The 23,326-nt window shown below is 65.1% G+C and carries 22 protein-coding genes and 1 tRNA gene; 19 read left to right on the top strand and 4 right to left on the bottom strand.

Annotation, left to right across the window (positions count from 1 at the left end; genetic code table 11):
- Positions 1-173 precede the first annotated feature (173 nt).
- Complete coding sequence (locus tag ASC79_RS20615) at positions 174-962, bottom strand: CVNH domain-containing protein (protein WP_056018059.1); 789 nt, start codon at positions 960-962, stop codon at positions 174-176.
- A gap of 156 nt (positions 963-1,118) precedes the next feature.
- Between ASC79_RS20615 and ASC79_RS20610 the strand changes: the two genes are divergently transcribed.
- From ASC79_RS20610 to ASC79_RS20600, 3 genes are all read left to right on the top strand, one after another.
- Positions 1,119-2,315, top strand: coding sequence for a GNAT family N-acetyltransferase (locus ASC79_RS20610; RefSeq protein WP_056018057.1), 1,197 nt, complete (start codon positions 1,119-1,121; stop codon positions 2,313-2,315).
- Positions 2,316-2,330: 15 nt separating this feature from the next.
- Entirely contained in the window at positions 2,331-3,239 is a 909-nt protein-coding gene (locus ASC79_RS20605) for a transcriptional regulator (RefSeq protein ID WP_156378291.1), read from the top strand.
- 152 nt (positions 3,240-3,391) lie between these two features.
- Complete coding sequence (locus ASC79_RS20600; RefSeq protein WP_156378290.1) at positions 3,392-3,745, top strand: hypothetical protein; 354 nt, start codon at positions 3,392-3,394, stop codon at positions 3,743-3,745.
- Here ASC79_RS20600 and ASC79_RS20595 read toward each other — a convergent pair.
- Positions 3,742-3,924: a hypothetical protein gene (locus ASC79_RS20595; protein WP_056018054.1), complete on the bottom strand. Its 183-nt coding sequence runs from the start codon at positions 3,922-3,924 to the stop codon at positions 3,742-3,744. The two genes, ASC79_RS20600 and ASC79_RS20595, sit on opposite strands and share 4 nt — an antisense overlap.
- A 276-nt stretch (positions 3,925-4,200) precedes the next feature.
- Between ASC79_RS20595 and ASC79_RS20590 the strand changes: the two genes are divergently transcribed.
- The 9 genes from ASC79_RS20590 (at position 4,201) to rplL (ending at position 9,335) form a co-directional block, all read left to right on the top strand.
- Positions 4,201-4,276, top strand: a tRNA-Trp gene (locus tag ASC79_RS20590).
- 67 nt (positions 4,277-4,343) lie between these two features.
- Positions 4,344-4,655: a preprotein translocase subunit SecE gene (secE, locus tag ASC79_RS20585; protein WP_056018053.1), complete on the top strand. Its 312-nt coding sequence runs from the start codon at positions 4,344-4,346 to the stop codon at positions 4,653-4,655.
- 8 nt (positions 4,656-4,663) lie between these two features.
- Positions 4,664-5,227, top strand: a complete 564-nt coding sequence (gene nusG, locus ASC79_RS20580; protein ID WP_056018051.1) for a transcription termination/antitermination protein NusG — start codon at positions 4,664-4,666, stop codon at positions 5,225-5,227.
- A 236-nt stretch (positions 5,228-5,463) separates the two neighbouring features.
- Positions 5,464-5,895, top strand: a complete 432-nt coding sequence (gene rplK / locus ASC79_RS20575; RefSeq protein WP_056018049.1) for a 50S ribosomal protein L11 — start codon at positions 5,464-5,466, stop codon at positions 5,893-5,895.
- Between the two features lie 4 nt (positions 5,896-5,899).
- Positions 5,900-6,589, top strand: a complete 690-nt coding sequence (gene rplA, locus ASC79_RS20570) for a 50S ribosomal protein L1 (protein WP_056018047.1) — start codon at positions 5,900-5,902, stop codon at positions 6,587-6,589.
- Between the two features lie 105 nt (positions 6,590-6,694).
- Positions 6,695-7,519 (top strand): enoyl-CoA hydratase-related protein, encoded by an 825-nt coding sequence (locus tag ASC79_RS20565; RefSeq protein WP_056018045.1) that lies wholly within the window; start codon positions 6,695-6,697, stop codon positions 7,517-7,519.
- 59 nt (positions 7,520-7,578) lie between these two features.
- A complete protein-coding gene (locus tag ASC79_RS20560) occupies positions 7,579-8,022 on the top strand; it encodes a DUF5367 family protein (RefSeq protein ID WP_056018043.1) in 444 nt (147 codons plus the stop codon).
- Between the two features lie 369 nt (positions 8,023-8,391).
- Positions 8,392-8,907: a 50S ribosomal protein L10 gene (gene rplJ / locus ASC79_RS20555; protein WP_056018041.1), complete on the top strand. Its 516-nt coding sequence runs from the start codon at positions 8,392-8,394 to the stop codon at positions 8,905-8,907.
- Positions 8,908-8,954: 47 nt separating this feature from the next.
- Positions 8,955-9,335, top strand: a complete 381-nt coding sequence (gene rplL / locus ASC79_RS20550) for a 50S ribosomal protein L7/L12 (protein ID WP_056018039.1) — start codon at positions 8,955-8,957, stop codon at positions 9,333-9,335.
- 73 nt (positions 9,336-9,408) lie between these two features.
- Here the strand turns inward: rplL and ASC79_RS20545 are convergent, their stop codons facing one another.
- Positions 9,409-9,681 carry an usg protein gene (locus ASC79_RS20545; RefSeq protein WP_056018037.1) on the bottom strand — a complete coding sequence of 91 codons (273 nt, stop codon included), beginning with the start codon at positions 9,679-9,681 and terminating at the stop codon, positions 9,409-9,411.
- Positions 9,682-10,259: 578 nt separating this feature from the next.
- On the opposite strand from ASC79_RS20545, the gene rpoB reads away from it, so the two are divergent.
- The 3 genes from rpoB to ASC79_RS20530 all read left to right on the top strand — a co-directional run bounded on the left by rpoB (position 10,260) and on the right by ASC79_RS20530 (position 19,089).
- Positions 10,260-14,348, top strand: coding sequence for a DNA-directed RNA polymerase subunit beta (gene rpoB / locus ASC79_RS20540; RefSeq protein ID WP_056018035.1), 4,089 nt, complete (start codon positions 10,260-10,262; stop codon positions 14,346-14,348).
- Positions 14,349-14,438: 90 nt separating this feature from the next.
- Entirely contained in the window at positions 14,439-18,632 is a 4,194-nt protein-coding gene (rpoC, locus tag ASC79_RS20535) for a DNA-directed RNA polymerase subunit beta' (RefSeq protein ID WP_056018033.1), read from the top strand.
- Positions 18,633-18,753: 121 nt separating this feature from the next.
- Complete coding sequence (locus ASC79_RS20530) at positions 18,754-19,089, top strand: zf-TFIIB domain-containing protein (protein WP_056018031.1); 336 nt, start codon at positions 18,754-18,756, stop codon at positions 19,087-19,089.
- 6 nt (positions 19,090-19,095) lie between these two features.
- Here ASC79_RS20530 and ASC79_RS20525 read toward each other — a convergent pair whose 3' ends face one another.
- Positions 19,096-19,725 carry a hypothetical protein gene (locus tag ASC79_RS20525; protein WP_156378289.1) on the bottom strand — a complete coding sequence of 210 codons (630 nt, stop codon included), beginning with the start codon at positions 19,723-19,725 and terminating at the stop codon, positions 19,096-19,098.
- Between the two features lie 344 nt (positions 19,726-20,069).
- Here ASC79_RS20525 and rpsL point away from each other — a divergent pair, with 344 nt between their 5' ends.
- The 4 genes from rpsL to ASC79_RS20940 form a co-directional block, all read left to right on the top strand.
- A complete protein-coding gene (gene rpsL, locus ASC79_RS20520) occupies positions 20,070-20,441 on the top strand; it encodes a 30S ribosomal protein S12 (RefSeq protein WP_056018026.1) in 372 nt (123 codons plus the stop codon).
- 12 nt (positions 20,442-20,453) lie between these two features.
- A complete protein-coding gene (gene rpsG / locus ASC79_RS20515; protein WP_056018024.1) occupies positions 20,454-20,927 on the top strand; it encodes a 30S ribosomal protein S7 in 474 nt (157 codons plus the stop codon).
- Positions 20,928-21,027: 100 nt separating this feature from the next.
- Positions 21,028-23,106 (top strand): elongation factor G, encoded by a 2,079-nt coding sequence (gene fusA / locus ASC79_RS20510; RefSeq protein WP_056018022.1) that lies wholly within the window; start codon positions 21,028-21,030, stop codon positions 23,104-23,106.
- Between the two features lie 112 nt (positions 23,107-23,218).
- On the top strand, positions 23,219-23,326 hold a 108-nt coding region (locus ASC79_RS20940), incomplete at its 3' end, for a GTP-binding protein (protein WP_156378288.1).

The raw sequence follows: 23,326 nt of genomic DNA, 5'->3' as shown, positions 1-23,326 counted from the left end.
CCGTCGGCGCCGGCGTCGTGGCCAAGATCGTCGAATAGTCGATCTCACCACCACCAAGACAATCAGGCCGCCGAGGGAAACCTCGGCGGCCTTTTTGATGGGCGGGTCGCGGACATAAGAAAGGCCGCCGGGAGCGATCCCGGCGGCCTCGTTTTCGGTGTTGTCGCCCTAGGTCAGTAGGGGCGGCCGCTCACTGGCCGCATCGAGGTGACCGCTTCGCCCAGGCCGTACTGGCGCAGGTCGGAGACGTCGCGATCGAAGATCTGGCAGCGGCCGCGGAAGTCGCTGTCGCTGCAGATCTGCCAGGCGCCGCGGCCCTGGATGCGCAGGCTCATGGCCTTGTCATTGAACTGCCTGGGCAGGTTGGTGACCTCGCGATTGGCCTGGTAGGCCTGGCCGCCGAAGTCCGGTGAAGAGAAGAGCATCAGCGTGCTCTGGCCGCCGCCCCACGGCGGATTGGGGCCGCCGCCACCGCCGCCGCCGCCGCTCCAGCGGCAGACCAGACGGCCGTTGTCGTTGCCGATGTCGCCGCGGCAGTCGCGGAAGTTCAGAGTGCTGTAGTTCCAGCGGCCGCGCGCATCCTGACAGCTTGCGGTCAGCGTGCCGCCGCTGACGCGGGCGTCGCGACAGCTCTGCTGATAGCTGCCGGACGGCAACTGGCCCCAGCCGCCGCCGCCACCGCCGCCGTTGTCCCACGAGCAGGAGAGGCGACCGTTGCTGTTGGCCACGTCGCCGCGGCAATCGCGATAGCGCAGCGTGCTGTAGGTCCAGCGGCCGCGGCTGTCCTGGCAACTGGCCGTCAGGGTGTCGCCATTGACCCGGATGTCGCGGCAGGACTGCTGATAGCTGCCCGGAGGGGCCCAGCCCCCACCGCCGCCCCACCGCTGATCCTGCGGCTGCTGCGCTTGCGCCGGAACGCTGAACAGCGCGGCGACAGCCGCGACTGCGAACCATGACTTCATCGTCGGTCTTCCCAAGCTGACCCCAACGGCGCACTACGCCCGCCAACATTAGACACTACGGCGAAACGTCAGCATAGAACGCGTTGTTTACCGCTCGCAGTTTAGTCTTCGCAACCTAAGGGGGCGCAGACGGCGCTGGGGCGGAGCGGCTGCGAGATGAGCGCGCGACTGGCGATCGAAACGCTGAAGCCAGCGCAGCTGGATTCGGCCGCGCGCGCCCAGTGGAACCAGCTTCGCACCACCGACCAGATCTTCCGCAGTCCCTATTTCGATCTCCGCTACGCCCTTGTCGCGGGGGAGGCCGCCCCCGGCGCCGAGATCGCCGTGATTTCGCGTGGGGGCCGCGTGGAGGGATTCCTGCCCTTCCAGCGCAGAGGGCGGCTGATCCAGCCGATCGCCGCGCCGCTGACCGACTATCACGGCGTTCTGGCGCGGCCCGAGGCGCACATCGATCTGCGCATCGTCATGGCTGCGCTCGGGGCCAGCAGGTTTCGCTTCAGCGGTCTGGCGGGCGGGCAGGGGCTGGACGGCGCCGCGGCGACCCGGATCGCGATGGTCGCCGATCTGTCGCGTGGCGTGGACGCCTATCTTGAGCGGCGCGGGAAAGACTTCCTCAAGGACAAGCGGCGCAGGGCGCGGCGGCTGGCCGAGGACCATGGTGCGGTCGAGTTCGAGTTCTCCGCCGAGCCTGGCGAAGCGATGGATTTCATCCTGCGCCTCAAGCGCCAGCAGATGCAGCGGACGGGGCAGCACGACATCTTCGCCAGCCCATGGGTGCAGCGCTTCCTGCGCGGGCTGATGGATCGGCGCGATGCGGACTTCGGCATGCGTTTCGCCACGCTGCGCGCCGGAGGGCGGCTGATCGCGGCCGAGGCGGGCCTGTTGTCGGGTGACGCCTATCACCTCTGGTTTCCGGTCTACGATACGGAATTTGCTAGATATTCTCCCGGATCACTGGCGACGCTCGAGACCTTGCGCGTCGCGGCCGAAAAGGGGGTGTCGGTCGTCGACTTCGGGCCGGCCGGCGAGACCTACAAGCGCGACTTCGCCGATCCGGCCGCGCATGTATTCGAGGGCGACGTCACGCACGGCGGGCTGGTCGAGGCTGCGCGGCGGACCGCCGATTTCGCACTGGCCGGCTCCCCCAGGCTTCGCCAGGCGCTGAGCGAGGCGGGGCAGCGCGTCGATCGCCGCTGGGATCGGATCACCGCCTGTGAGCCGCGCCTGGACGGCCAGGTCACGGCCGCATCGCGCAGCCTCACCGCCATCGCCGCCCGGCGCCCGGGCGCCTCGATAGGTGTGGGCGTCGGCCTCGGCCTGGGCGCGAGCCTAGTCAGCCTGCTGGCCGAGTAGAAAGGGACTTCTCAGATGAGCATCGACACGCCGCTGGTCGCCGCCTGGAGCGCGCGACAGAAAGCTGACTTCGCCCATGTCCCGATGACCTTCGAGCATCGGCTGGCGCAGACGGGCCTGTTCGACGACGACCGCCTGGCCCAGGTGCTGGACCGCTATCCGGCCGATCTGTTCGACATCAACCTGTTCGACTTCGACGCCGACGGACAGATGCGGATGCAGACCGGCGTGCGCGGGCGGTTGCCGGGCGCCGAGGTGCTGGAGGGCGTGAAGCAGGGCCGGGTGTGGGTTCAACTGCGCGGCGTCGAGACCCACTATGAAGAACTCGGCGAAGCGATCCGCGCGACGTTCGCTGACATCTCCGCTCAGGCTCCGGGCTTTCGACCCGTGCAACTGACGGGACAGCTGATCATGTCGGCGCCCCAGGCCAAAGTGCCGTTCCACGCCGATGCGCCTGGGGTGTGCCTGTTCCACATCCGTGGCCGCAAGCGCATCTGGATCTATCCGAGCGACGAGACCCACATGCCTCAGCAGGGCATGGAGGACATCATGCTCAAGCAGACCACCGAGGATCTGCCGTATCGGCGCGAATGGGACGCCAACGCCCAGGTGTTCGACCTCGATCCCGGCATGGCCGTCACCTGGCCCCTGCACGCGCCGCACAGGATTGAAAACCTGGGCGTGTTCAATGTGTCGCTCTCGGTCGACTACCAGACCTGGGACACGCGGATCACCAACGGCGCTCACTACGCCAGCGGGCTGCTGCGGCGCTGGAAGCTGCCCGTGGCGAACATGCGGCGCACCCCGCGGGCGGCGCGCGCGGGGCTGTGGGCTGCGCACCTGGCGATGAAGCGGATGAACCTTGTCGAGGACCGGATCAGCACGATCGAGCGCAGCTTCGAGCTGGACGGCGGCAAGCGCTGATCCCGGCGAGCTGGTCTTAGAATCAATAAGTTAGCCGCCGATTCCGGATTTGACGCACGCGTCAAATTCTTGATTTGCCGCTCGAATGTCCCAGGCGCACAGTCAAGTTTGTCCGAAAAGGACGTGTCGTGTGCGGGAGGGACGGAAACAGCATGCGCGTAACCTTTGGGAGTGCGTCGGCGATCGCCTTGGCGGTCACTTTGTGCGGGGCCTGCAGCGGGCAGGGCGGCGGTCAGGCCCAGGCTTCGGCCGCGCCGCAGGGAGAGTCGATCACGGCTGTCGGATGCCCCGTCGCCGGGCCGACGACGGGCTGCGTCACCATCAAGTCCGGCGGCAAGGTCTATGACCTGGCCACGGCCAATCCTGCGGTGGATCTGTCCCGCAAGGTCGGGATCTCGGTGACGGGGCGCGCCGCCGGAGAGGTCACGGCGTGCGGCGTGAAGATGAGCGACGTCGAGGTCGAGTACCTCGGCCTGGAATGCGCTGGGGCGCCGCCGGCGTCCTAATTGGGTTTCGGCGCGCGAGGCTGGGGTTCGCCGGTCGCCGGATCGGTCAGGGTCTTGGAATTGCGCGCCGAGCCTTCCGAGCCCTTCGGCTCGGTCGCAGGCCGGGGCGGACTGCCCGGCTTCAGGTCTTCGTCGCGGTTGCGCGCGGCGTCGGTGCTGTCTTGGCGGGGATCGGGCATGTGCGCTCCTTGTCCGAGAAGAACGCCAGGCTCGCCGGAGCGATCCATTCGCCCGCCGCCTCGCCAGCGATCGCGCGCCGAAGAGGCTTGAAATGGAAACCGGTTTGCGTCATACGCCTCCGTCCTACCCGACATCGTTGGAGTTTGTCATTTTACACCGCCAGGGGCGGCACGAACGGTGCTCAGACCACGGTTCGCCAACCCATTGCTCGGAACGGTTTCCGGTTCGAGAAAAGCGGAGTAAGGGCAGGCTGTGACGGTCAGGTCAGGCCGTGTAGGAGTGTAGCTCAGCTGGTAGAGCGTCGGTCTCCAAAACCGAAAGTCGTGGGTTCGAGTCCCTCCACTCCTGCCATTCACTATATGAGTATGCCGGGCGCGGAACGTCCGCCGCCCAACTGATAGAGAGTCGTAAGAGCCTGATGGCCAGGAAACCGGGTTCATCCCCGCAAGCGATGAAGAACCGCGCCAGCAAGACGGCTGCGGCGATCGCCCCTGCCTCGGCCCTGGCGAAGGACGCGCCGGCCAAGAAGAAGCGCACCAGCCCGGCGCAGTTCGCCCGGGAAGTTCGCGCTGAAGCCCGCAAGATCACGTGGACCACCCGCAAAGAGACCTGGATCACCTCGGTGATGGTCGGGATCATGGTTGTGATCGCCTGCGCCTTCCTGGCGGTGGTCGATCTGGGACTGGGTGCGAGCATGAATCTCGTGCTCAAGCTCGCGAACGGGGGTTGATGAGAGATATGAACGCCGAAGCCCCGATCGCGCCGAACCCGCGCCACAAGTGGTACATCGTCCACGCCTACTCGAATTTCGAGAAGAAGGTGGCCGAGTCGATCCGTGAACAGGCCAAGAGCCAGGGCCTGGAGGAGAACTTCTCCGACATCCTGGTTCCGACCGAAGACGTCGTCGAGATCCGCCGCGGCCGCAAGGTCAACGCCGAGCGCAAGTTCTTCCCCGGCTACGTGCTGGTGAAGATGGAGCTCACCGATGAGGCCTACCACCTCATCAAGAACACCCCGAAGGTGACCGGCTTCCTCGGCTCGGGTTCCAAGCCCATGCCGGTGTCCGAAAAGGAAGTCGCCCGCATCATCGGCGCCATCGAAGAGGGCGTTGAGCGGCCCAAGCCGACCATCTCCTTCGAGATCGGTGAGCAGGTCCGCGTCACCGACGGCCCGTTCGCAAGCTTCAACGGCTCGGTCGAGCATGTCGACGAGGAGCGCGCCCGTCTGCGCGTCACCGTGTCGATCTTCGGCCGCGCCACGCCGGTCGAGCTCGAGTATGGCCAGGTCGAAAAGAACGTCTGACGCCGACGCGAGCCGACGACGGTTCAGGAATTCAGGGGCGGCGCTTTCGGGCGTCGCCCTTTTCCATTCCGGCGCTGGGCGTTGCGGGGCACGTCCTAGCCTGCTATGAGCGCGCCCTTCCGGTCGGCGACTCGTCGTCCGGTCTGCGCGCATGCGCATCAAATCCGTGGGAGGGGAGGGCCACCTAACCCCGCACCACGGCTCAACCGACCGGCTTCCGGTCACGAGGAGAAACAATGGCCAAGAAGATTCTGGGCTATATCAAGCTGCAGGTGCCCGCGGGCTCCGCCACCCCGTCGCCGCCGATCGGCCCGGCGCTGGGTCAGCGCGGCGTCAACATCATGGGCTTCTGCAAAGAGTTCAACGCGCGCACCGAGAAGGAAGCCAAGGGCACCCCCCTGCCGACCGTGATCACGGTCTACCAGGACAAGTCCTTCACCTTCGTCACGAAGACCCCGCCGGCCACCCACTTCATCAAGCAGGCCCTGGGCCTGAAGTCGGGTTCGAAGGCTCCGGGCCGTGAGAACGCCGGCAAGATCTCGCGCAGCCAGCTGCGTGAAATCGCCGAGAAGAAGATGAAGGACCTCAACGCGAACGACGTTGAAGCCGCCGCCAAGATCATCGAGGGCTCCGCGCGCTCGATGGGCCTCGAAATCGTGGAGGCCTAAGCACATGGCTAAGCAACCCAAGCGCATCCAAGCCTGGACCGGCGACCGTAACGCCGCCCACGCCGTCGAAGCCGCCGTCGCCCTGGTCAAGGCCAACGCCACGGCCAAGTTCGACGAGTCGATCGAAATCGCCGTCAATCTGGGCGTTGACCCGCGTCACGCCGACCAACAGGTCCGCGGCGTGGTGAGCCTGCCCTCGGGCACCGGCCGCGACGTCCGCGTCGCCGTCATCGCCAAGGACGCCAAGGCTGCCGAAGCCACCGCCGCCGGGGCCGACATCGTCGGCGCCGAAGAGCTGGTGGAACGCATCCAAGGCGGCTTCATGGACTTCGACCGCGTCATCGCGACGCCGGACATGATGGCCCTCGTCGGCCGTCTGGGTAAGGTGCTCGGCCCGCGCGGCCTGATGCCGAACCCGCGCGTCGGCACCGTGACCCCGAACGTCGGCCAAGCCGTGAAGGACGCCAAGGGCGGCGCCATCGAGTTCCGCACCGAAAAGACCGGCATCATTCACGCCGGCATCGGTAAGGCCTCGTTCTCGGAAGAAGCCCTGCTCATCAACGTCCGCGCTCTCGTGGACGCGCTGAACAAGGCCAAGCCGTCGGGCGCCAAGGGCACCTACATCAAGAAGATCAGCCTGTCGTCGACGATGGGCCCGGGCTTCAAGGTGGATACCGGTTCGATCGGCGTCTAACGCCAATCGATCTCGGAAGAGTTCGAAGGGGAGCGGTCGCAAGACCGCTCCCTTTTTCTTTGCCTGAGAACGGGCTTCTATGGGCCAGGCGTCAGGAGGCCGGGCATGGAGCTGAAGACCACCAGGTACGAGGTGAGCGACGGCGTGGCGGTGATCACCCTCAGCCGGCCCAAGCGCCGCAACGCCTGGACCGGGCGAATGCACACCGAGTACCGCTGGCTGCTGCGCGAGGCAGACGCCGACAAGGCCGTGCGGGTGATCGTCGTCACCGGCGATCCGGAAGGGCAGGCCTTCTGCGCCGGCGCCGACCTGGGCGCGCTGGAGGGGCACTCGGACAAAGGGCGCTACGATCCCGGGACGAGCGACGACATCGCCCGGCCTGGCTTCGGCGTCGATCCGAACTTCGATGCGGCGTTCGCCTATCACTTTGGGGTGGGCAAGCCGATCATCGCCGCGATCAACGGCGCGGCCGCCGGGGTCGGACTGGTGCTGGCGGCCTTTGCCGATCTGCGCTTTGCCGCCAGGAACGTGAAGTTCACCGCGGCGCACGGGCGTTTCAACTTCCCGGCCGAGTTCGGCCTCTCCTGGGTGCTGCCGAGGATCGTCGGCCTGACCCACGCCAACGACATCCTGCTGTCCAGCCGGACCTTCACGTCGGACGAGGCGGCGGCCATGGGGTTCCTGAACCGGCTGACGGAGCCAGAGGCCCTGATGCCGGCGGTGATGGACTATGCCCGCACCCTGGCCCGGAACGTCGCGCCCGGCTCGGCTCGGGAGACCAAGCGCCAGATCTATCGCGACCTGCATCGCGACGCCGCGGCGGCGGTGACGGAGGCCGAACGGCTGCTTGAGGCGATGATCAAGGACCCCGACTACAAGGAGGGAGTTAAGGCCTGGATGGACAAGCGCGCAGCGCAGTGGACGGGCTGAGCCCTTCCTTTCGTTCGCGGGCGGGCTAAGCTCGGCCGGAACGCGAGAGGGCGACCGCGATGGAGAAGGTCGAGTTGGCGGGACTGGCGACCGAGGACGCGGCGCAGGCGCAGAGCAAGGGCGCGCTGCACCTCTATCTCTGGTTCGCCGCGCGCGGGACATTCGTCTGGGCGGTCTCCACCCTGGTTTTGCGGCTGCTGCCCAGCGCCTGGGTCGACCGGCCGGCCTGGACGCTGCTGATCACCGGATTGATCTCGGCTACGGGACTGGTGGTCGCCACGCTGCTCTTCCTGCGCAAGATCGATCAGCGCCATCGCTTGGCCGCGCTGGTGTCGTTCGTGGCGCCGCAGATGGTCCTGGACGCCGCCGTGACGGTGTTCTTCACGCACGTGCTGCCGAACTTTCCCCCCGACCACGCGCCGCTGTTCGGCGCGTTCGTCCTGTGGGCCTATGCGGTCATGCTGACCACGGCGGTGATCGCCACGCGCCCGCGAGTTGGCTGAGCCGTCGATCGCCCGACGTCGAGGCGATTGCCTATCTGATCAACTACGTGTAAGAGCCGCGCCTTCTAGAGTTTCGTCGTCTCGCAAGGGGCGGCGTGGACGGAAGGGTTCGCCCTTCCATCCTGTCCAAGAACTGTGGGGACCCAGGGGCCGCCTGGGACCGTGACACGAGGAAGAGCCCTTCCTCGGCCATAGGGAGACGGGAAGATGAGGTTCCGCCGGCCATCGGCTTCGATGGGCGCGTGACCTGCGACTTCTCCCGAAAAGGACAGGCCTAAACGATCCGCGCGCGGGTTCGTGCCTTCGCATGGGTCGTTCTGCTGCGGTCGTCGGAATCGTCCGGCGATCTATCTGAGTATGGAGACCGCAATGGACCGCGCTCAAAAGCAGGAGTCTATCGAGACGCTTAAGGGCGTCTTCGCCGACGCCGGCGCCGTGGTCGTGACCCACAACCTGGGTCTGACCGTTGCGGAAATGACTGATCTTCGCCTGCGTCTCCGCAAGGAAGGCGCCGCGCTGAAGGTGGTGAAGAACACCCTGGCTCAAAAGGCTCTGGACGGCTCGATCGGTGAAGCGGGCGACGCCCTGTTCACCGGCCCGGTCGCCATCGCCTATGCGCCGGACCCCGTCACCGCCGCCAAGGTCACTGCTGAATTCGCCAAGGGGAACGACAAGTTCTCCATCGTCGGCGGCTTCATGGGGACCGAGGTTCTGGACCAAAAGGCCGTCGCCGCCCTGGCGACCCTGCCTTCGCTGGACCAGCTCCGCGGCAAGATCATCGGCCTTCTGCAAGCCCCGGCCACCAAGGTCGCCGGCGTTCTGCAGGCTCCGGCTGGTCAGCTGGCTCGCGTCATGGGCGCTTATGCCGCCAAAGACGCCGCCTGATCGTCATTCCCGAACACAACCTCTCTATTTCCGTAAGGACCTAAACTATGTCGAAGCTTGAAAAGATCGTCGAAGAACTGTCGGCCCTGACCGTTCTGGAAGCCGCTGAACTCTCGAAGCTGCTGGAAGACAAGTGGGGCGTCTCGGCCGCCGCTCCGGTCGCCGTCGCCGCCGTTGGTGGCGCCGCTGCTCCGGCCGAAGCCGCCGAAGAGCAAACCGAGTTCACCGTTGTTCTGACCGCCGGCGGCGACAAGAAGATCAACGTGATCAAGGAAGTCCGCGGCGTCCGTCCGGACCTCGGCCTGAAGGAAGCCAAGGACCTGGTCGAAGGCGCTCCGCAGAACGTCGTCGAGAACGTCTCGAAGCAAGTCGCTGAAGAAGTGAAGAAGAAGCTCGAAGAAGCCGGCGCCACCGTCCAAGTGAAGTAAGCTGGACGGCGCAGCTTCTGCGTCTTTCGAACGGGCCCGGAGGGAAACCTCCGGGCCCGTTTTCTATGTGCGCCTAGTGCAGCTTGCAGATGTCGCGGGCGATGCGGAACTCGGCCGGGCGGATCAGGTCGCGGTGGGCGACGGTGATGGTGTGCAACACGCCGTCGAGGCGATGGCTCCAGAAGTCCAGGAACCGGTGCAGGTTGGGGAACCGGGGGTAGAGGTCGTACTCCTGCCAGAGGTAGCTCTGGAGCAGGGCGGGGTGGTCGGGCATCCGATAGAGGATTTCCGCCGTGGTCAGGCCATATCCTTCGAGCTGCCGTTGGAAGTCGGCGCTGACAACCATGTGTCGCCTCCTTGCATGTAGAACGCGTGAGCGTGCGTCCAGCTGCTGTGAAGCTTCCGGCTGATTTGAATAATGGCAAGCAAAAACAGAATGTTAGCATCCGTCTGAGGCGGCTGCTGACAGTTCTCGCGCTCCGGCTGCCCAAGGCGAAGGCGGCGGGCGCCCTTTTCTGTGGATCAGTCGGTGAATTGGAACCGGCGGAGCGGCTCGCCGGTTGACGTCACGCAGCTAACGAGAGATCGAAGGATGTCCCCGGGAGACACCCGGGTCCGACCAAGATGGAGCGGCGTGGAGTCGATTGCCCACGCCGTTCCATTTTCATGTGGAAAGGGGGTTCCCTTCGCCGCATAAAACGCCTATCTGGCTCTCTTCGCGAAATTTCGGATTCGTCGCTCAGGCGACTTTTCAAGCGCGCACGCTCCGAGGCATGGCCCGCCGCCCTCCGGCCATGCGAGGGAGCGCCCCTGGCGAAACAGGGGCTTCCAGCGTCCGGCGCCCGCAAGGGCGTTCGAGGGTGGACGCAGGACAACACGACCTGGCGCACGGAAACCGTTCCGGGCGTCGCTCAAGGGAACAAAATGGCGCAATCCTTCACTGGAAAGAAGCGGATCCGGAAGTCTTTCGGCCGCATCCCCGAAGCCGTGCAAATGCCGAACCTCATCGAGGTTCAGCGCTCCTCCTACGAACAGTTCCTGCAACGTGAGACTCGCGCCGGCGAACGCCGCGAAGAGGGCGTCGAGGCTGTCTTCCGGTCGGTCTTCCCGATCAAGGACTTCAACGAACGCGCCGTGCTGGAATACGTCTCGTACGAGTTCGAAGAGCCGAAGTACGACGTCGAGGAATGCGTCCAGCGCGACATGACCTACGCCGCGCCGCTGAAGGTTAAGCTGCGCCTCATCGTGTTCGAAACCGATGAAGAGACCGGCGCCCGCTCCGTGAAGGACATCAAGGAGCAGGACGTCTACATGGGCGATATCCCGCTCATGACCGAGAAGGGCACCTTCATCGTCAACGGCACGCAGCGGGTCATCGTCTCGCAGATGCACCGTTCGCCGGGCGTGTTCTTCGACCACGACAAGGGCAAGACCCACGCGTCGGGCAAGCTGCTGTTCGCCGCCCGCGTGATCCCGTACCGCGGTTCGTGGCTCGACTTCGAGTTCGACGCCAAGGACATCGTCTACGTCCGTATCGACCGCCGCCGTAAGCTGCCGGCGACCACTTTCCTGATGGGCCTGGGCATGGACGGGGAGGAGATCCTCTCCACCTTCTATGACACCGTGACCTACGAAAAGCGCACGGATCCGAAGAAGGGCGCCGCCGGCTGGACCGCGCCTTACAAGGCCGAGCGCTGGCGCGGGGCCAAGCCGGACTACGCCCTGATCGACGCCGAAACCGGCGAAGAAGTGGCTCCGGCCGGCCAGAAGATCTCCGCCCGTAACGCCAAGAAGTTCGCCGACGCGGGTCTGAAGACCCTGCTGCTGGCCCCCGAGGCGCTGTTCGGCCGCTACCTGGCCGGCGACCTGGTCAACTTCGAGACCGGCGAAATCTACGCCGAAGCCGGCGACGAACTGGACGCGGCGCTTCTCGCCGCCCTGGAAGAGCAAGGCTTCGACAAGCTCGACATCCTCGACGTCGATGAAGCCACGGTCGGCGCCTATATCCGCAACACCCTGCGCGTGGACAAGAACAACAGCCGTGAAGACGCGCTGTTCGACATCTACCGCGTCATGCGTCCGGGCGAGCCGCCGACGGTGGAAGCCGCCGAGGCGATGTTCAAGTCGCTGTTCTTCGACGGCGAGCGCTACGACCTCTCGTCGGTCGGCCGCGTAAAGATGAACATGCGTCTGGAGCTGGATTGCCCCGACGACGTGCGCATCCTGCGCAAGGAAGACGTGCTGGCGGTTCTGCAGACCCTGGTGGGCCTGCGCGACGGCAAGGGCGAAATCGACGACATCGACAACCTCGGCAACCGCCGGGTGCGTTCGGTCGGCGAGCTGCTTGAAAACCAGTACCGCGTCGGCCTGCTCCGCATGGAGCGCGCCATCAAGGAACGCATGAGCTCGGTCGATATCGACACGGTCATGCCGCACGACCTGATCAATGCGAAGCCGGCGGCCGCCGCCGTCCGCGAGTTCTTCGGATCCTCGCAGCTCTCGCAGTTCATGGACCAGACCAACCCGCTGTCGGAAATCACCCACAAGCGCCGTCTCTCGGCGCTTGGCCCGGGCGGTCTGACCCGCGAGCGCGCCGGCTTTGAAGTCCGCGACGTGCACCCGACCCACTACGGCCGGATCTGCCCGATTGAAACGCCGGAAGGCCCGAACATCGGCCTGATCAACTCGCTGGCCACGCACGCCGTGGTCAACAAGTACGGCTTCATCGAGAGCCCCTACCGGCGCATCAAGGACGGCAAGACGACCGACGAAGTCGTCTACATGTCGGCGATGGAAGAGGCCAAGCACGTCATCGCCCAGGCCAACATCAAGTTGGACAAGGGCGAGATCGTCGAGGACCTGGTCCCCGGCCGGATCAACGGCGAACCTTCGCTGCTGCCGAAGGACACCGTCGACCTGATGGACGTGTCGCCGAAGCAGGTCGTCTCGGTCGCCGCTTCGCTGATCCCCTTCCTCGAGAACGATGACGCCAACCGCGCGCTCATGGGCTCGAACATGCAGAAGCAGGCCGTGCCGCTCATCCAATCGGATGCGCCGCTGGTCGGCACCGGCATGGAAGCGATCGTGGCCGTCGACTCCGGCGCTGTCGTGGTCGCCCGCCGCGCCGGCGTGGTCGAGCAGATCGACGGCACCCGGATCGTCATCCGCGCCACGGAAGAGACCGACCCGACCAAGGCTGGCGTCGACATCTACCGTCTGCAGAAGTTCCAGCGTTCGAACACCTCGACCTGCATCAACCAGCGTCCGCTGGTCCGCGTGGGCGACAAGGTGGCTTCGGGCGACGTCATCGCCGACGGTCCCTCGACCGAGCTGGGCGAACTGGCCCTGGGCCGCAACACCCTCGTCGCGTTCATGCCGTGGAACGGCTACAACTTCGAGGACTCGATCCTGATCTCCGAGCGCATCGTGCGCGACGACATCTTCACCTCGATCCACCTCGAGGAGTTCGAGGTGATGGCCCGCGACACCAAGCTGGGTCCGGAAGAAATCACCCGCGACATCCCGAACGTCGGCGAGGAAGCCCTGCGCAACCTCGACGAAGCGGGCATCGTGGCGATCGGCGCCGAAGTCCAGCCGGGCGACATCCTGGTCGGCAAGGTGACGCCGAAGGGCGAAAGCCCGATGACGCCGGAAGAAAAGCTGCTGCGCGCCATCTTCGGCGAAAAGGCTTCGGACGTGCGCGACACGTCCCTGCGCCTGCCGCCGGGCGTGGCCGGCACGATCGTGGAAGTCCGCGTCTTCAACCGTCACGGTGTGGACAAGGACGAGCGCGCGATGGCCATCGAGCGCGCCGAGATCGACCGCCTGGGCAAGGACCGCGACGACGAGTTCGCGATCCTGAACCGCAACATGACCGTCCGCCTGCGCGAACTGCTGATCGGCAAGACCGCCGTCTCGGGTCCGAAGGGCCTGGGCCGCGGCGAGATCACGACCGAGAAGCTGGAAGAGATCGCGCCGGGTCTGTGGTGGCAGATCGCCATGGACGACGAAAAGGCGATGGGCGAGCTGGAGGCCATGCGCCGTCAGTTCGACGAGGCCCGCAAGCGCCTCGACCGTCGTTTTGAGGACAAGGTCGACAAGCTGCAGCGCGGCGACGAACTGCCTCCGGGCGTGATGAAGATGGTCAAGGTCTTCGTGGCCGTGAAGCGCAAGCTTCAGCCCGGGGACAAGATGGCCGGCCGTCACGGCAACAAGGGCGTCATCTCCAAGATCCTGCCGATCGAGGACATGCCGTACCTGGAAAGCGGCCAGCACGTGGACATCGTGCTGAACCCGCTGGGCGTGCCATCGCGGATGAACGTCGGCCAGATCTTCGAAACCCACCTCGGTTGGGCGGCTGCGGGCCTCGGCAAACAGATCGCCGACCTGCTGGAAGCCTGGCAGAACGGCGGCCAGAAGCAGGCCCTGATTGATCACCTGCGTCAGATCTACGGTCCGGATCAGGAGCTTCCCGATACGACCGAAGACTTGATCGAACTGGCGAAGAACCTGTCGAAGGGCGTGCCCTATGCGACCCCGGTCTTCGACGGCGCCCACATCGACGACATCGAGAACCTGCTGGAATCGGCGGGCCTGGCGCGTTCGGGTCAATCGATCCTGTACGACGGCCAGACCGGCGAGCAGTTCAAGCGTCCGGTCACGGTCGGCTACATCTACATGCTGAAGCTGCACCACCTGGTCGACGACAAGATCCACGCCCGTTCGATCGGCCCGTACTCGCTCGTCACCCAGCAGCCGCTGGGCGGTAAGGCGCAGTTCGGCGGTCAGCGCTTCGGGGAAATGGAAGTGTGGGCTCTGGAAGCCTACGGCGCGGCCTACACCCTGCAGGAAATGCTGACGGTGAAGTCCGACGACGTGGCCGGCCGGACCAAGGTCTACGAGTCCATCGTCCGCGGCGACGACACCTTCGAAGCCGGCATCCCCGAGAGCTTCAACGTGCTCGTGAAGGAAATGCGCTCGCTGGGTCTGAATGTGGAGCTGGAGAACGGCTAAGGCCGCGCTTCGACTTCGCCGCTTGTGCGGGGGGAGGGGCCGTCAGCTCCTCTCCATCGCCTTTCGAAATACTGACGAACTGGAAAATCGATGAACCAGGAAGTCCTGAATATCTTCAATCCGGTCCAGGCCGCTCCGACCTTCGACCGTATCCGTATCGCCCTGGCCTCGCCGGAAAAGATCCGCTCGTGGTCGTTCGGCGAGATCAAGAAGCCCGAGACCATCAACTACCGGACCTTTAAGCCGGAACGCGATGGCCTGTTCTGCGCCCGTATCTTTGGCCCGACCAAGGACTACGAATGCCTGTGCGGCAAGTACAAGCGCATGAAGTACAAGGGCATCATCTGCGAGAAGTGCGGCGTCGAGGTCACCCTGGCGCGCGTCCGTCGCGAGCGGATGGGCCATATCGAACTGGCCTCGCCGGTCGCCCACATCTGGTTCCTGAAGTCGCTGCCGAGCCGCATCTCGATGATGCTCGACATGGCGCTGAAGGACATCGAACGCGTCCTCTACTTCGAATACTACATCGTCACCGAGCCGGGCCTGACGCCTCTGAAGCAGCACCAGCTGCTGTCGGAAGACGACTACATGCGCGCTCAGGAAGAGTACGGCGACGACAGCTTCACCGCCGAGATCGGCGCCGAAGCGGTCCAGGGCCTGCTCAAGGCGATCGACCTTCCGAAGGAAGCCGACCGCCTGCGTGAGGAACTCCTCACCATCACCTCGGAAATGAAGCTCAAGAAGACGTCCAAGCGTCTGAAGCTCATCGAGAGCTTCATCGAGAGCGGCAACAAGGCCGAGTGGATGATCCTGTCGGTCGTGCCGGTGATCCCGCCGGAACTGCGCCCGCTGGTGCCGCTGGACGGCGGTCGTTTCGCGACCTCCGATCTGAACGACCTCTATCGCCGGGTCATCAACCGGAACAACCGTCTGAAGCGCCTCATCGAGCTGCGCGCCCCGGACATCATCATCCGCAACGAAAAGCGGATGCTGCAGGAAGCCGTGGACGCCCTGTTCGACAACGGCCGCCGCGGCCGCGTGATCACGGGCGCCAACAAGCGTCCGCTGAAGTCGCTGGCCGACATGCTGAAGGGCAAGCAAGGCCGCTTCCGTCAGAACCTGCTCGGCAAGCGCGTCGACTATTCGGGCCGTTCGGTCATCGTCGTCGGTCCGGAGCTGAAGCTGCACGAGTGCGGCCTGCCGAAGAAGATGGCGCTCGAGCTGTTCAAGCCGTTCATCTATGCGCGCCTGGACGCCAAGGGCCTGTCGGGCACCGTCAAGCAGTCCAAGCGCATGGTCGAGCGCGAGCAGCCGGCGGTCTGGGACATCCTGGACGAGGTCATCCGCGAGCACCCGGTTCTGCTGAACCGCGCGCCGACGCTTCACCGTCTGGGCATCCAGGCGTTCGAGCCCAAGCTGATCGAGGGTAAGGCCATCCAGCTTCACCCGCTGGTCTGCGCCGCCTTCAACGCCGACTTCGACGGCGACCAGATGGCCGTCCACGTCCCGCTCTCGCTGGAAGCCCAGCTGGAAGCGCGCGTGCTGATGATGTCGACGAACAACATCCTGTCGCCCGCGAACGGTCGTCCGATCATCGTGCCGTCGCAGGACATCGTCCTGGGCCTCTACTACCTGTCGCTGGCCAAGGATAAGGAACCGGGCGAGGGCAAGCTGTTCGCCGACCTCGGTGAGATCGACGCGGCGCTCGACGCCAAGGTCGTGACGCTGCACACCAAGATCAAAGCCCGCCACTCGGAAATGAACGCCGAAGGCGTTCTGGTCCGCAAGGTGATCGATACGACGCCGGGTCGGATGAAGATCTCGGCGCTGTTCCCGCACCACCCGGCGGTCGGCCATCGTCTTCTTGAGAAGAACCTGACCAAGAAGGAAATCGGCAACCTGATCGACACCGTCTACCGCCACTGCGGTCAGAAGGCGACGGTCATCTTCGCCGACCAGATCATGGCGCTGGGCTTCAAGGAAGCAGCGAAAGCCGGCATCTCCTTCGGCAAGGATGACATCATCATCCCCGAGCGGAAGAAGCCGATCGTCGAGCAGACCCGCAAGCTGGTCGAAGAGTACGAGCAGCAGTACGCCGACGGCCTGATCACCAAGGGCGAGAAGTACAACAAGGTCGTTGACGCGTGGGCCAAGGCCACCGACCGCGTCGCCGACGAAATGATGTTGGAAATCTCGACCGCCGAGAAGGACGAGACCGGCCGCGAAAAGGAGATCAACTCGATCTTCATGATGGCCAACTCCGGCGCCCGCGGTTCGCAGGCCCAGATGAAGCAACTCGGCGGGATGCGCGGCCTGATGGCCAAGCCGTCCGGCGAGATCATCGAGACGCCGATCATCTCGAACTTCAAGGAAGGCCTGTCCGTCCAGGAGTACTTCAACTCCACCCACGGCGCTCGTAAGGGCCTGGCCGACACCGCGCTGAAGACCGCCAACTCCGGCTATCTGACGCGTCGTCTGGTCGACGTGGCGCAGGACTGCATCATCAACGAGGAAGACTGCGGCACCACGCGGGGCATCACCCTGCGCGCCGTCGTCGAGGGCGGCGACGTCCTGGTCTCGCTGGGCCTGCGCATCCTGGGCCGCTTCTCGGCCGAGGACGTGAAGGATCCGGGCACCGGCGAGGTCATCGCCCCGGCCGACTCGTACTTCGACGAGAACATGTGCGACCTGGTGGACGCCGCCGGCGTCCAGTCGGTGAAGGTGCGCTCGGTCCTGACCTGCGAAGCCAAGGTCGGCGTCTGCGGCGCCTGCTACGGCCGCGACCTGGCCCGTGGTACTCCGGTCAACATCGGTGAAGCGGTCGGCGTCATCGCCGCCCAATCCATCGGCGAGCCCGGCACCCAGCTGACCATGCGGACCTTCCACATCGGCGGCACCGCCCAGGTGGCCGAGCAGTCGTTCTTCGAAACCGGCAACGAGGGCGTGGCCCGGATCATCGGCGGCATGACCGTCCAGGCTCCGGACGGCGACTTCGTGGTGCTGAGCCGCAACCTGCAGATCACCGTCCAGGTCGATGGCAAGGACCGCGAGTCCTACAAGCCGCCGTATGGCGCGCGCCTGAAGGTCAAGGACGGCGACAAGGTCAAGCGCGGCCAGCGTCTGGCCGAATGGGACCCCTACTCGAACCCGATCATCTCCGAAGTGGGCGGCAAGGTCCGCTTCGAGGACCTGGTCGAGAACGTCTCGGTCCGTGAAGAAGCCGATGAAGCCACCGGCATCTCCAACCGCGTTGTCATCGACTGGCGCGCATCGACCAAGGGTTCGGACCTGCGTCCGGCCATGTCGGTGATCGGAGCCGACGGCGCCTATATGCGCATCTCCAACGGCGGTGAGGCTCGTTACCTGCTGCCGGTCGGCGCCATCCTTTCGGTTGGCGACGGCGACGAGATCCGGCCGGGTGAAGTCCTGGCGCGCGTCTCGACGGAAAGCGCCAAGACCCGGGACATCACCGGCGGTCTGCCGCGCGTCGCCGAGCTCTTCGAAGCCCGTCGTCCGAAGGACTGCGCGGTCATCGCCGAGATGGACGGCCGTGTCGAATTCGGTCGGGACTACAAGAACAAGCGCCGGATCAAGATCACCCCCGAGGATGGTGGCGAACCGGTCGAGTTCCTGATCCCGAAGGGCAAGCACATCGCCGTCCACGACGGGGACATCATCCGCAAGGGCGAGTACCTGATCGACGGCAACCCGGATCCGCACGACATCCTGCGCATCCTGGGCATCGAGGCGCTGGCCGAGTTCCTGGTTGACGAGATCCAGGAGGTCTACCGCCTCCAGGGCGTGCCGATTAACGACAAGCACATCGAGACGATCGTCCGTCAGATGCTGCAGAAGGGTGAAATCCTCGAGCCGGGCGACACCGGCCTGCTCAAGGGCGACCACCTGGATATGACGGAGATCAACGAGGAGAACGCCAAGGCTGAAGCCCGCGGCGGTCGCCTGGCGATCACCCAGCCGGTCCTGCTCGGCATCACCAAGGCGTCGTTGCAAACCCGCAGCTTCATCTCGGCGGCGTCGTTCCAGGAAACCACCCGCGTCCTCACCGAAGCGTCCGTCCAGGGCAAGAGCGACACCCTGGAAGGCCTGAAGGAGAACGTGATCGTGGGCCGTCTGATCCCGGCCGGCACCGGTTCGTACCTGCGCAACCTGCAGCGCATCGCCGCCAAGCGCGACGAAGCCCTTGCGGCCAGCCGCGAAGAGGCGATGGAGCCGCTGCCGGAGGTCATCGCGGTCGACGCGGAGGCCGAGAAGGTCGAGAGCTAAGACCGCTCTCCAGTCAGAGAGCTAAAGAGCGGCCCGGGAGCGATCCCGGGCCGTTTTTCTTTGCCCGCAGGTCGCAGTGGGCGGTCCGGCTTCCTAAGTGTCACGCTCAAGGAGGACCTTCATGCCGCTTCTGCTCTGCCCCAACTGCAACGTCTCGATGCAGAATGTCGCCCGTTCAGGCGTCGAACTGGACATGTGCCCAGGCTGCCGCGGGGTCTGGCTCGACCGCGGGGAACTCGAGAAGATCCTCGGCGCCGGCCGCGAAGGCCAGCAGGGCGAGGTCCAGGCCCGCGAGCGGTTCGACCGCGAACTGGACAGCTTCCACCGCGATCCTGAGGCCTGGAAGCGCAGTCATCCCTATGACGCCGATCGCAAGCGCTACCGCTACGACGAGGACGACTACTACCGGCACAAAAAGAAGAAGAAGGGCTTCGACATCTTCGACATCTTCGACTGACGTCGGCTACTGACGCGGCGTCCAGACCTCAGGGAAGGGGTTGGGCGCCTGCGACGGGCTGCTGGGCCCCGAGGGGACCGGCGCGGTCATCGGGCCTTCGCGCTCGCGCCACTTGGCGCGATTACGGGCCGCCGCCTTGTCGAACTCTCGTTTCTTGTCCGCGGCGATCGGCGGCTCGATGAACGGAGCGTCCTTCGCGCCCGCGCCCAGTCGCTCCTGACAGGCCTCACGTTCTTCGCGGCTGAGGAGGGCAGGGCTGGCGCATCCGGCCGCGCCCCTCCGCAGCGCCTGCCGTAAGTCTGCTGGCGGCGCAGAGACGCCCGGCATGGCCGGAGAGACGGCCCATGGGCCCCGCGCGGCGGCGGGCGCATTGGGCGTCACCAGCGGCGCGACCTGGGGCGTCTCGTCAGGCCTCAGCGTGCGCCTGGGCCTGATGGGCCGCTCAATGATGGACGGCTGACGCTCAGCCGCGGGCGCCGGGCGGCGAAGGGCATAGAAGGGTACGACCTCGACTTCCATCACAGGTGGCGCAGGCGCTAGGCGAAGCTCGGGATGTTGCAGGCCTAGCACCGTGAGCGCCGCCAGATGCGCGACACCCGAGACGCCGAGCAGGACGTACAGCCTATATCGGCGCATCGAGCCCATCGGCTCTCCTGGGTTGCAACCGTGGCCATTGATCTTCCTCCGGCGCGGCGAATTCGTGACGGAATGCGGGCGGCGAGGAGCGAAAAGCCCTTTTGTTCACAAGCGTTGACGACTGGTGGCTACGCGAGTATGAACCGCGCTCCTTTCGAGGCCGGGGATTCTCCTCAGCCCCGATGAACGGCTGTCCGGCGACGGATGGGCAGGCCCGCCGGAACGCAGGAGATCGCGCGCCGGCGAGTTTTTGCGTTCAGCGGGTGGTTTCGAAAACCGAGACAAACCGAACCCTTATCGAGGCGCCACGGCCAAACGGCACACGCCTCCAGAGCAGAGATTAGATGCCTACAGTCAACCAGCTCATCCGCAAGCCTCGGCAGGACAAGCCGTCGCGCAACAAGGTGCCGGCCCTGAAGGGCTGCCCCCAGCGCCGTGGCGTTTGCACCCGCGTCTACACGACGACCCCGAAGAAGCCGAACTCCGCGCTTCGTAAGGTCGCCAAGGTGCGCCTGACCACCGGCATCGAAGCGGTGTGCTACATCCCCGGCGAAGGCCATAACCTGCAGGAGCACTCCGTCGTGCTCATCCGCGGGGGCCGGGTGAAGGACCTTCCGGGCGTCCGCTATCACATCCTGCGCGGCGTGCTCGACACCCAAGGGGTCAAGGACCGCAAGCAGCGTCGTTCGCTCTACGGCGCCAAGCGTCCTAAGTAAGGAATAAGAAGAATGTCCCGTCGCCGTCGCGCCGATAAACGAGAAGTCCTGCCGGATCCCAAGTTCGGCGACCTCACCGTCACCAAGTTCATGAACTACGTGATGTACGAAGGCAAAAAAGCCGTCGCCGAAAACATCCTGTACGGCGCTTTCGACATCCTCGAAGCCAAGCGTAAAGACCAGACGCCGCTGGAAACCTTCCACGCGGCCCTGGAAAACGTTGCGCCGGGCATCGAAGTCCGCTCCCGCCGGGTCGGCGGCGCCACCTATCAGGTGCCCGTTGAAGTCCGTCCGGATCGCCGCAAGGCCCTGGCCATCCGTTGGCTGGTCACCGCCGCCCGCAAGCGTGGCGAGAACACCATGACCGAGAAGCTGGCCGGCGAACTGCTGGACGCCTCCTCGAACCGTGGCACCGCCGTCAAGAAGCGTGAAGACACGCACAAGATGGCCGAGGCGAACCGCGCCTTCTCGCACTACCGCTGGTAAGACCCGGCATCCATCGCTTTCCGGCGCGGGCGGTTTGAGTTAAACCGCCCGCGCCGTTCGTTCAGCTACCCGAACGCCCAACTTCAGCAGAGCTTCCGCTATGCCCCGCACGCACAAAATCGAAGACTACCGCAACTTCGGCATCATGGCGCACATCGACGCCGGGAAGACGACGACGACGGAGCGGATCCTCTACTACACCGGCAAGTCCCATAAGATCGGCGAAGTCCACGACGGCGCCGCGACCATGGACTGGATGGAGCAGGAGCAGGAGCGTGGCATCACGATCACCTCCGCTGCGACCACGGCGTTCTGGAACGACAAGCGCCTGAACATCATCGACACCCCCGGCCACGTGGACTTCACCATTGAAGTCGAACGCTCGCTGCGCGTGCTCGACGGCGCCGTGACGGTGCTGGACGGCAACGCCGGCGTTGAGCCGCAGACCGAAACCGTCTGGCGTCAGGCCGACAAGTACAACGTTCCGCGGATCGTGTTCGTCAACAAGATGGACAAGCTCGGCGCCGACTTCGACAAGTCGGTCGAGTCGATCCGTGACCGCCTCGGCGCCAAGGCCGTGCCGATCCAATTCCCGATCGGCGCTGAGTCCTCGCTGAAGGGCCTGGTCGACCTGGTCCGCATGAAGGCCGTGGTCTGGGACAACGACGGTCTGGGCGCGTCCTTCCGTGACGAAGAGATCCCGGCCGACCTGATGGACAAGGCCGTCGAGGCTCGCCAGTACCTGATCGAGAACGCTGTCGAACTCGACGACGATGCGATGGAAGCCTATCTGGGCGGCGAAGAGCCCTCGGAAGAGACCATCAAGAAGTGCATCCGTAAGGCGGTTCTGAACGGCGCTTTCTATCCGATCCTCTGCGGCTCGGCGTTCAAGAACAAGGGCGTGCAGCCGCTGCTCGACGCCGTCGTCGACTACCTGCCGTCGCCGCTGGACATCCCGCCGACCCCGGGCATCGACTTCCGCACCGAAGAGCCGGTCGTGCGCCGCGCTTCGGACGACGAGCCGCTGTCGGTCCTGGCGTTCAAGATCATGGACGACCCCTTCGTCGGTTCGCTGACCTTCTGCCGCATCTATTCGGGCAAGCTCGAAACCGGCATGAGCCTGATGAACTCCACCCGCGACAAGAAGGAACGCGTCGGCCGCATGCTGCTGATGCACTCCAACAACCGCGAGGACATCAAGGAAGCCTACGCCGGCGACATCGTCGCCCTGGCCGGTCTGAAGGAAACCCGCACCGGGGACACCCTCTGCGACCCGAACAAGTCGCCGGTGATCCTGGAGCGCATGGAGTTCCCGGCGCCGGTTATCGAGATCGCCGTCGAGCCCAAGTCGAAGGCCGACCAGGAAAAGCTGGGCGTCGCCCTGGCGAAGCTGGCGTCCGAAGATCCGTCCTTCACCGTCTCGACCGACCACGAGTCGGGCCAGACGATCCTGAAGGGCATGGGCGAGCTGCACCTGGACATCAAGATCGACATCCTGAAGCGGACCTACAAGGTCGAAGCCAATATCGGCGCGCCGCAGGTGGCCTATCGTGAAAGCCTGGGCCGCAAGGTCGACATTGACTACACCCACAAGAAGCAGACCGGCGGTACGGGTCAGTTCGCCCGCGTCATGATCACGTTCGAGCCGGGCGAGCCGGGTTCGGGCTTCGTGTTCGAAAGCGCGATCGTCGGTGGCGCGGTGCCGAAGGAATACATCCCGGGCGTCGAGAAGGGTCTGGAATCGGTCAAGGACAACGGTCTGCTGGCCGGCTTCCCGCTGATCGACTTCAAGGCGACCCTGACCGACGGCAAGTACCACGACGTCGACTCCAGCGTGCTGGCCTTCGAAATCGCTTCCCGTGCGGCCTTCAAGGAGTTGCGCGAGAAGGGCGCTCCGAAGCTGCTCGAGCCGATCATGGCCGTCGAGGTCGTGACCCCGGAAGAGTACCTCGGTTCGGTCATCGGCGACCTGAACGGTCGTCGTGGCATGATCCAGGGCCAGGACACCCGCGGCAACGCGATCGTCGTCAACGCCTTCGTGCCGCTGGCGAACATGTTCGGCTATGTGAACACCCTTCGCGGGATGTCGCAGGGCCGCGCTCAGTTCACCATGCAGTACGATCACTACGACCCGGTGCCGCAACACGTCGCCGACGAAGTGATCAAGAAGTACGCGTAGCGTTTTTCGTCGGAAAAGCGCTTACAAGAAGAGTTTGAACGATCTCCTCGGAGATCGTTCGGGCCCCCAACCCTAGTTTAGAGGACAAGCCCAAACAGGGCTGGAGCTTGAAATGGCTAAAGAAAAGTTCGAACGCAATAAGCCGCACTGCAACATCGGCACGATTGGTCACGTTGACCATGGCAAGACGACGCTGACGGCTGCGATCACCCTGACGCTG

The sequence above is a fragment of the Phenylobacterium sp. Root1290 genome (assembly GCF_001425305.1).
In the GTDB taxonomy this organism is placed as follows: domain Bacteria; phylum Pseudomonadota; class Alphaproteobacteria; order Caulobacterales; family Caulobacteraceae; genus Phenylobacterium.
The sequence above is the reverse complement of the archived record's forward strand: the minus strand, read 5'-3'. Positions and strand labels throughout refer to the sequence as shown.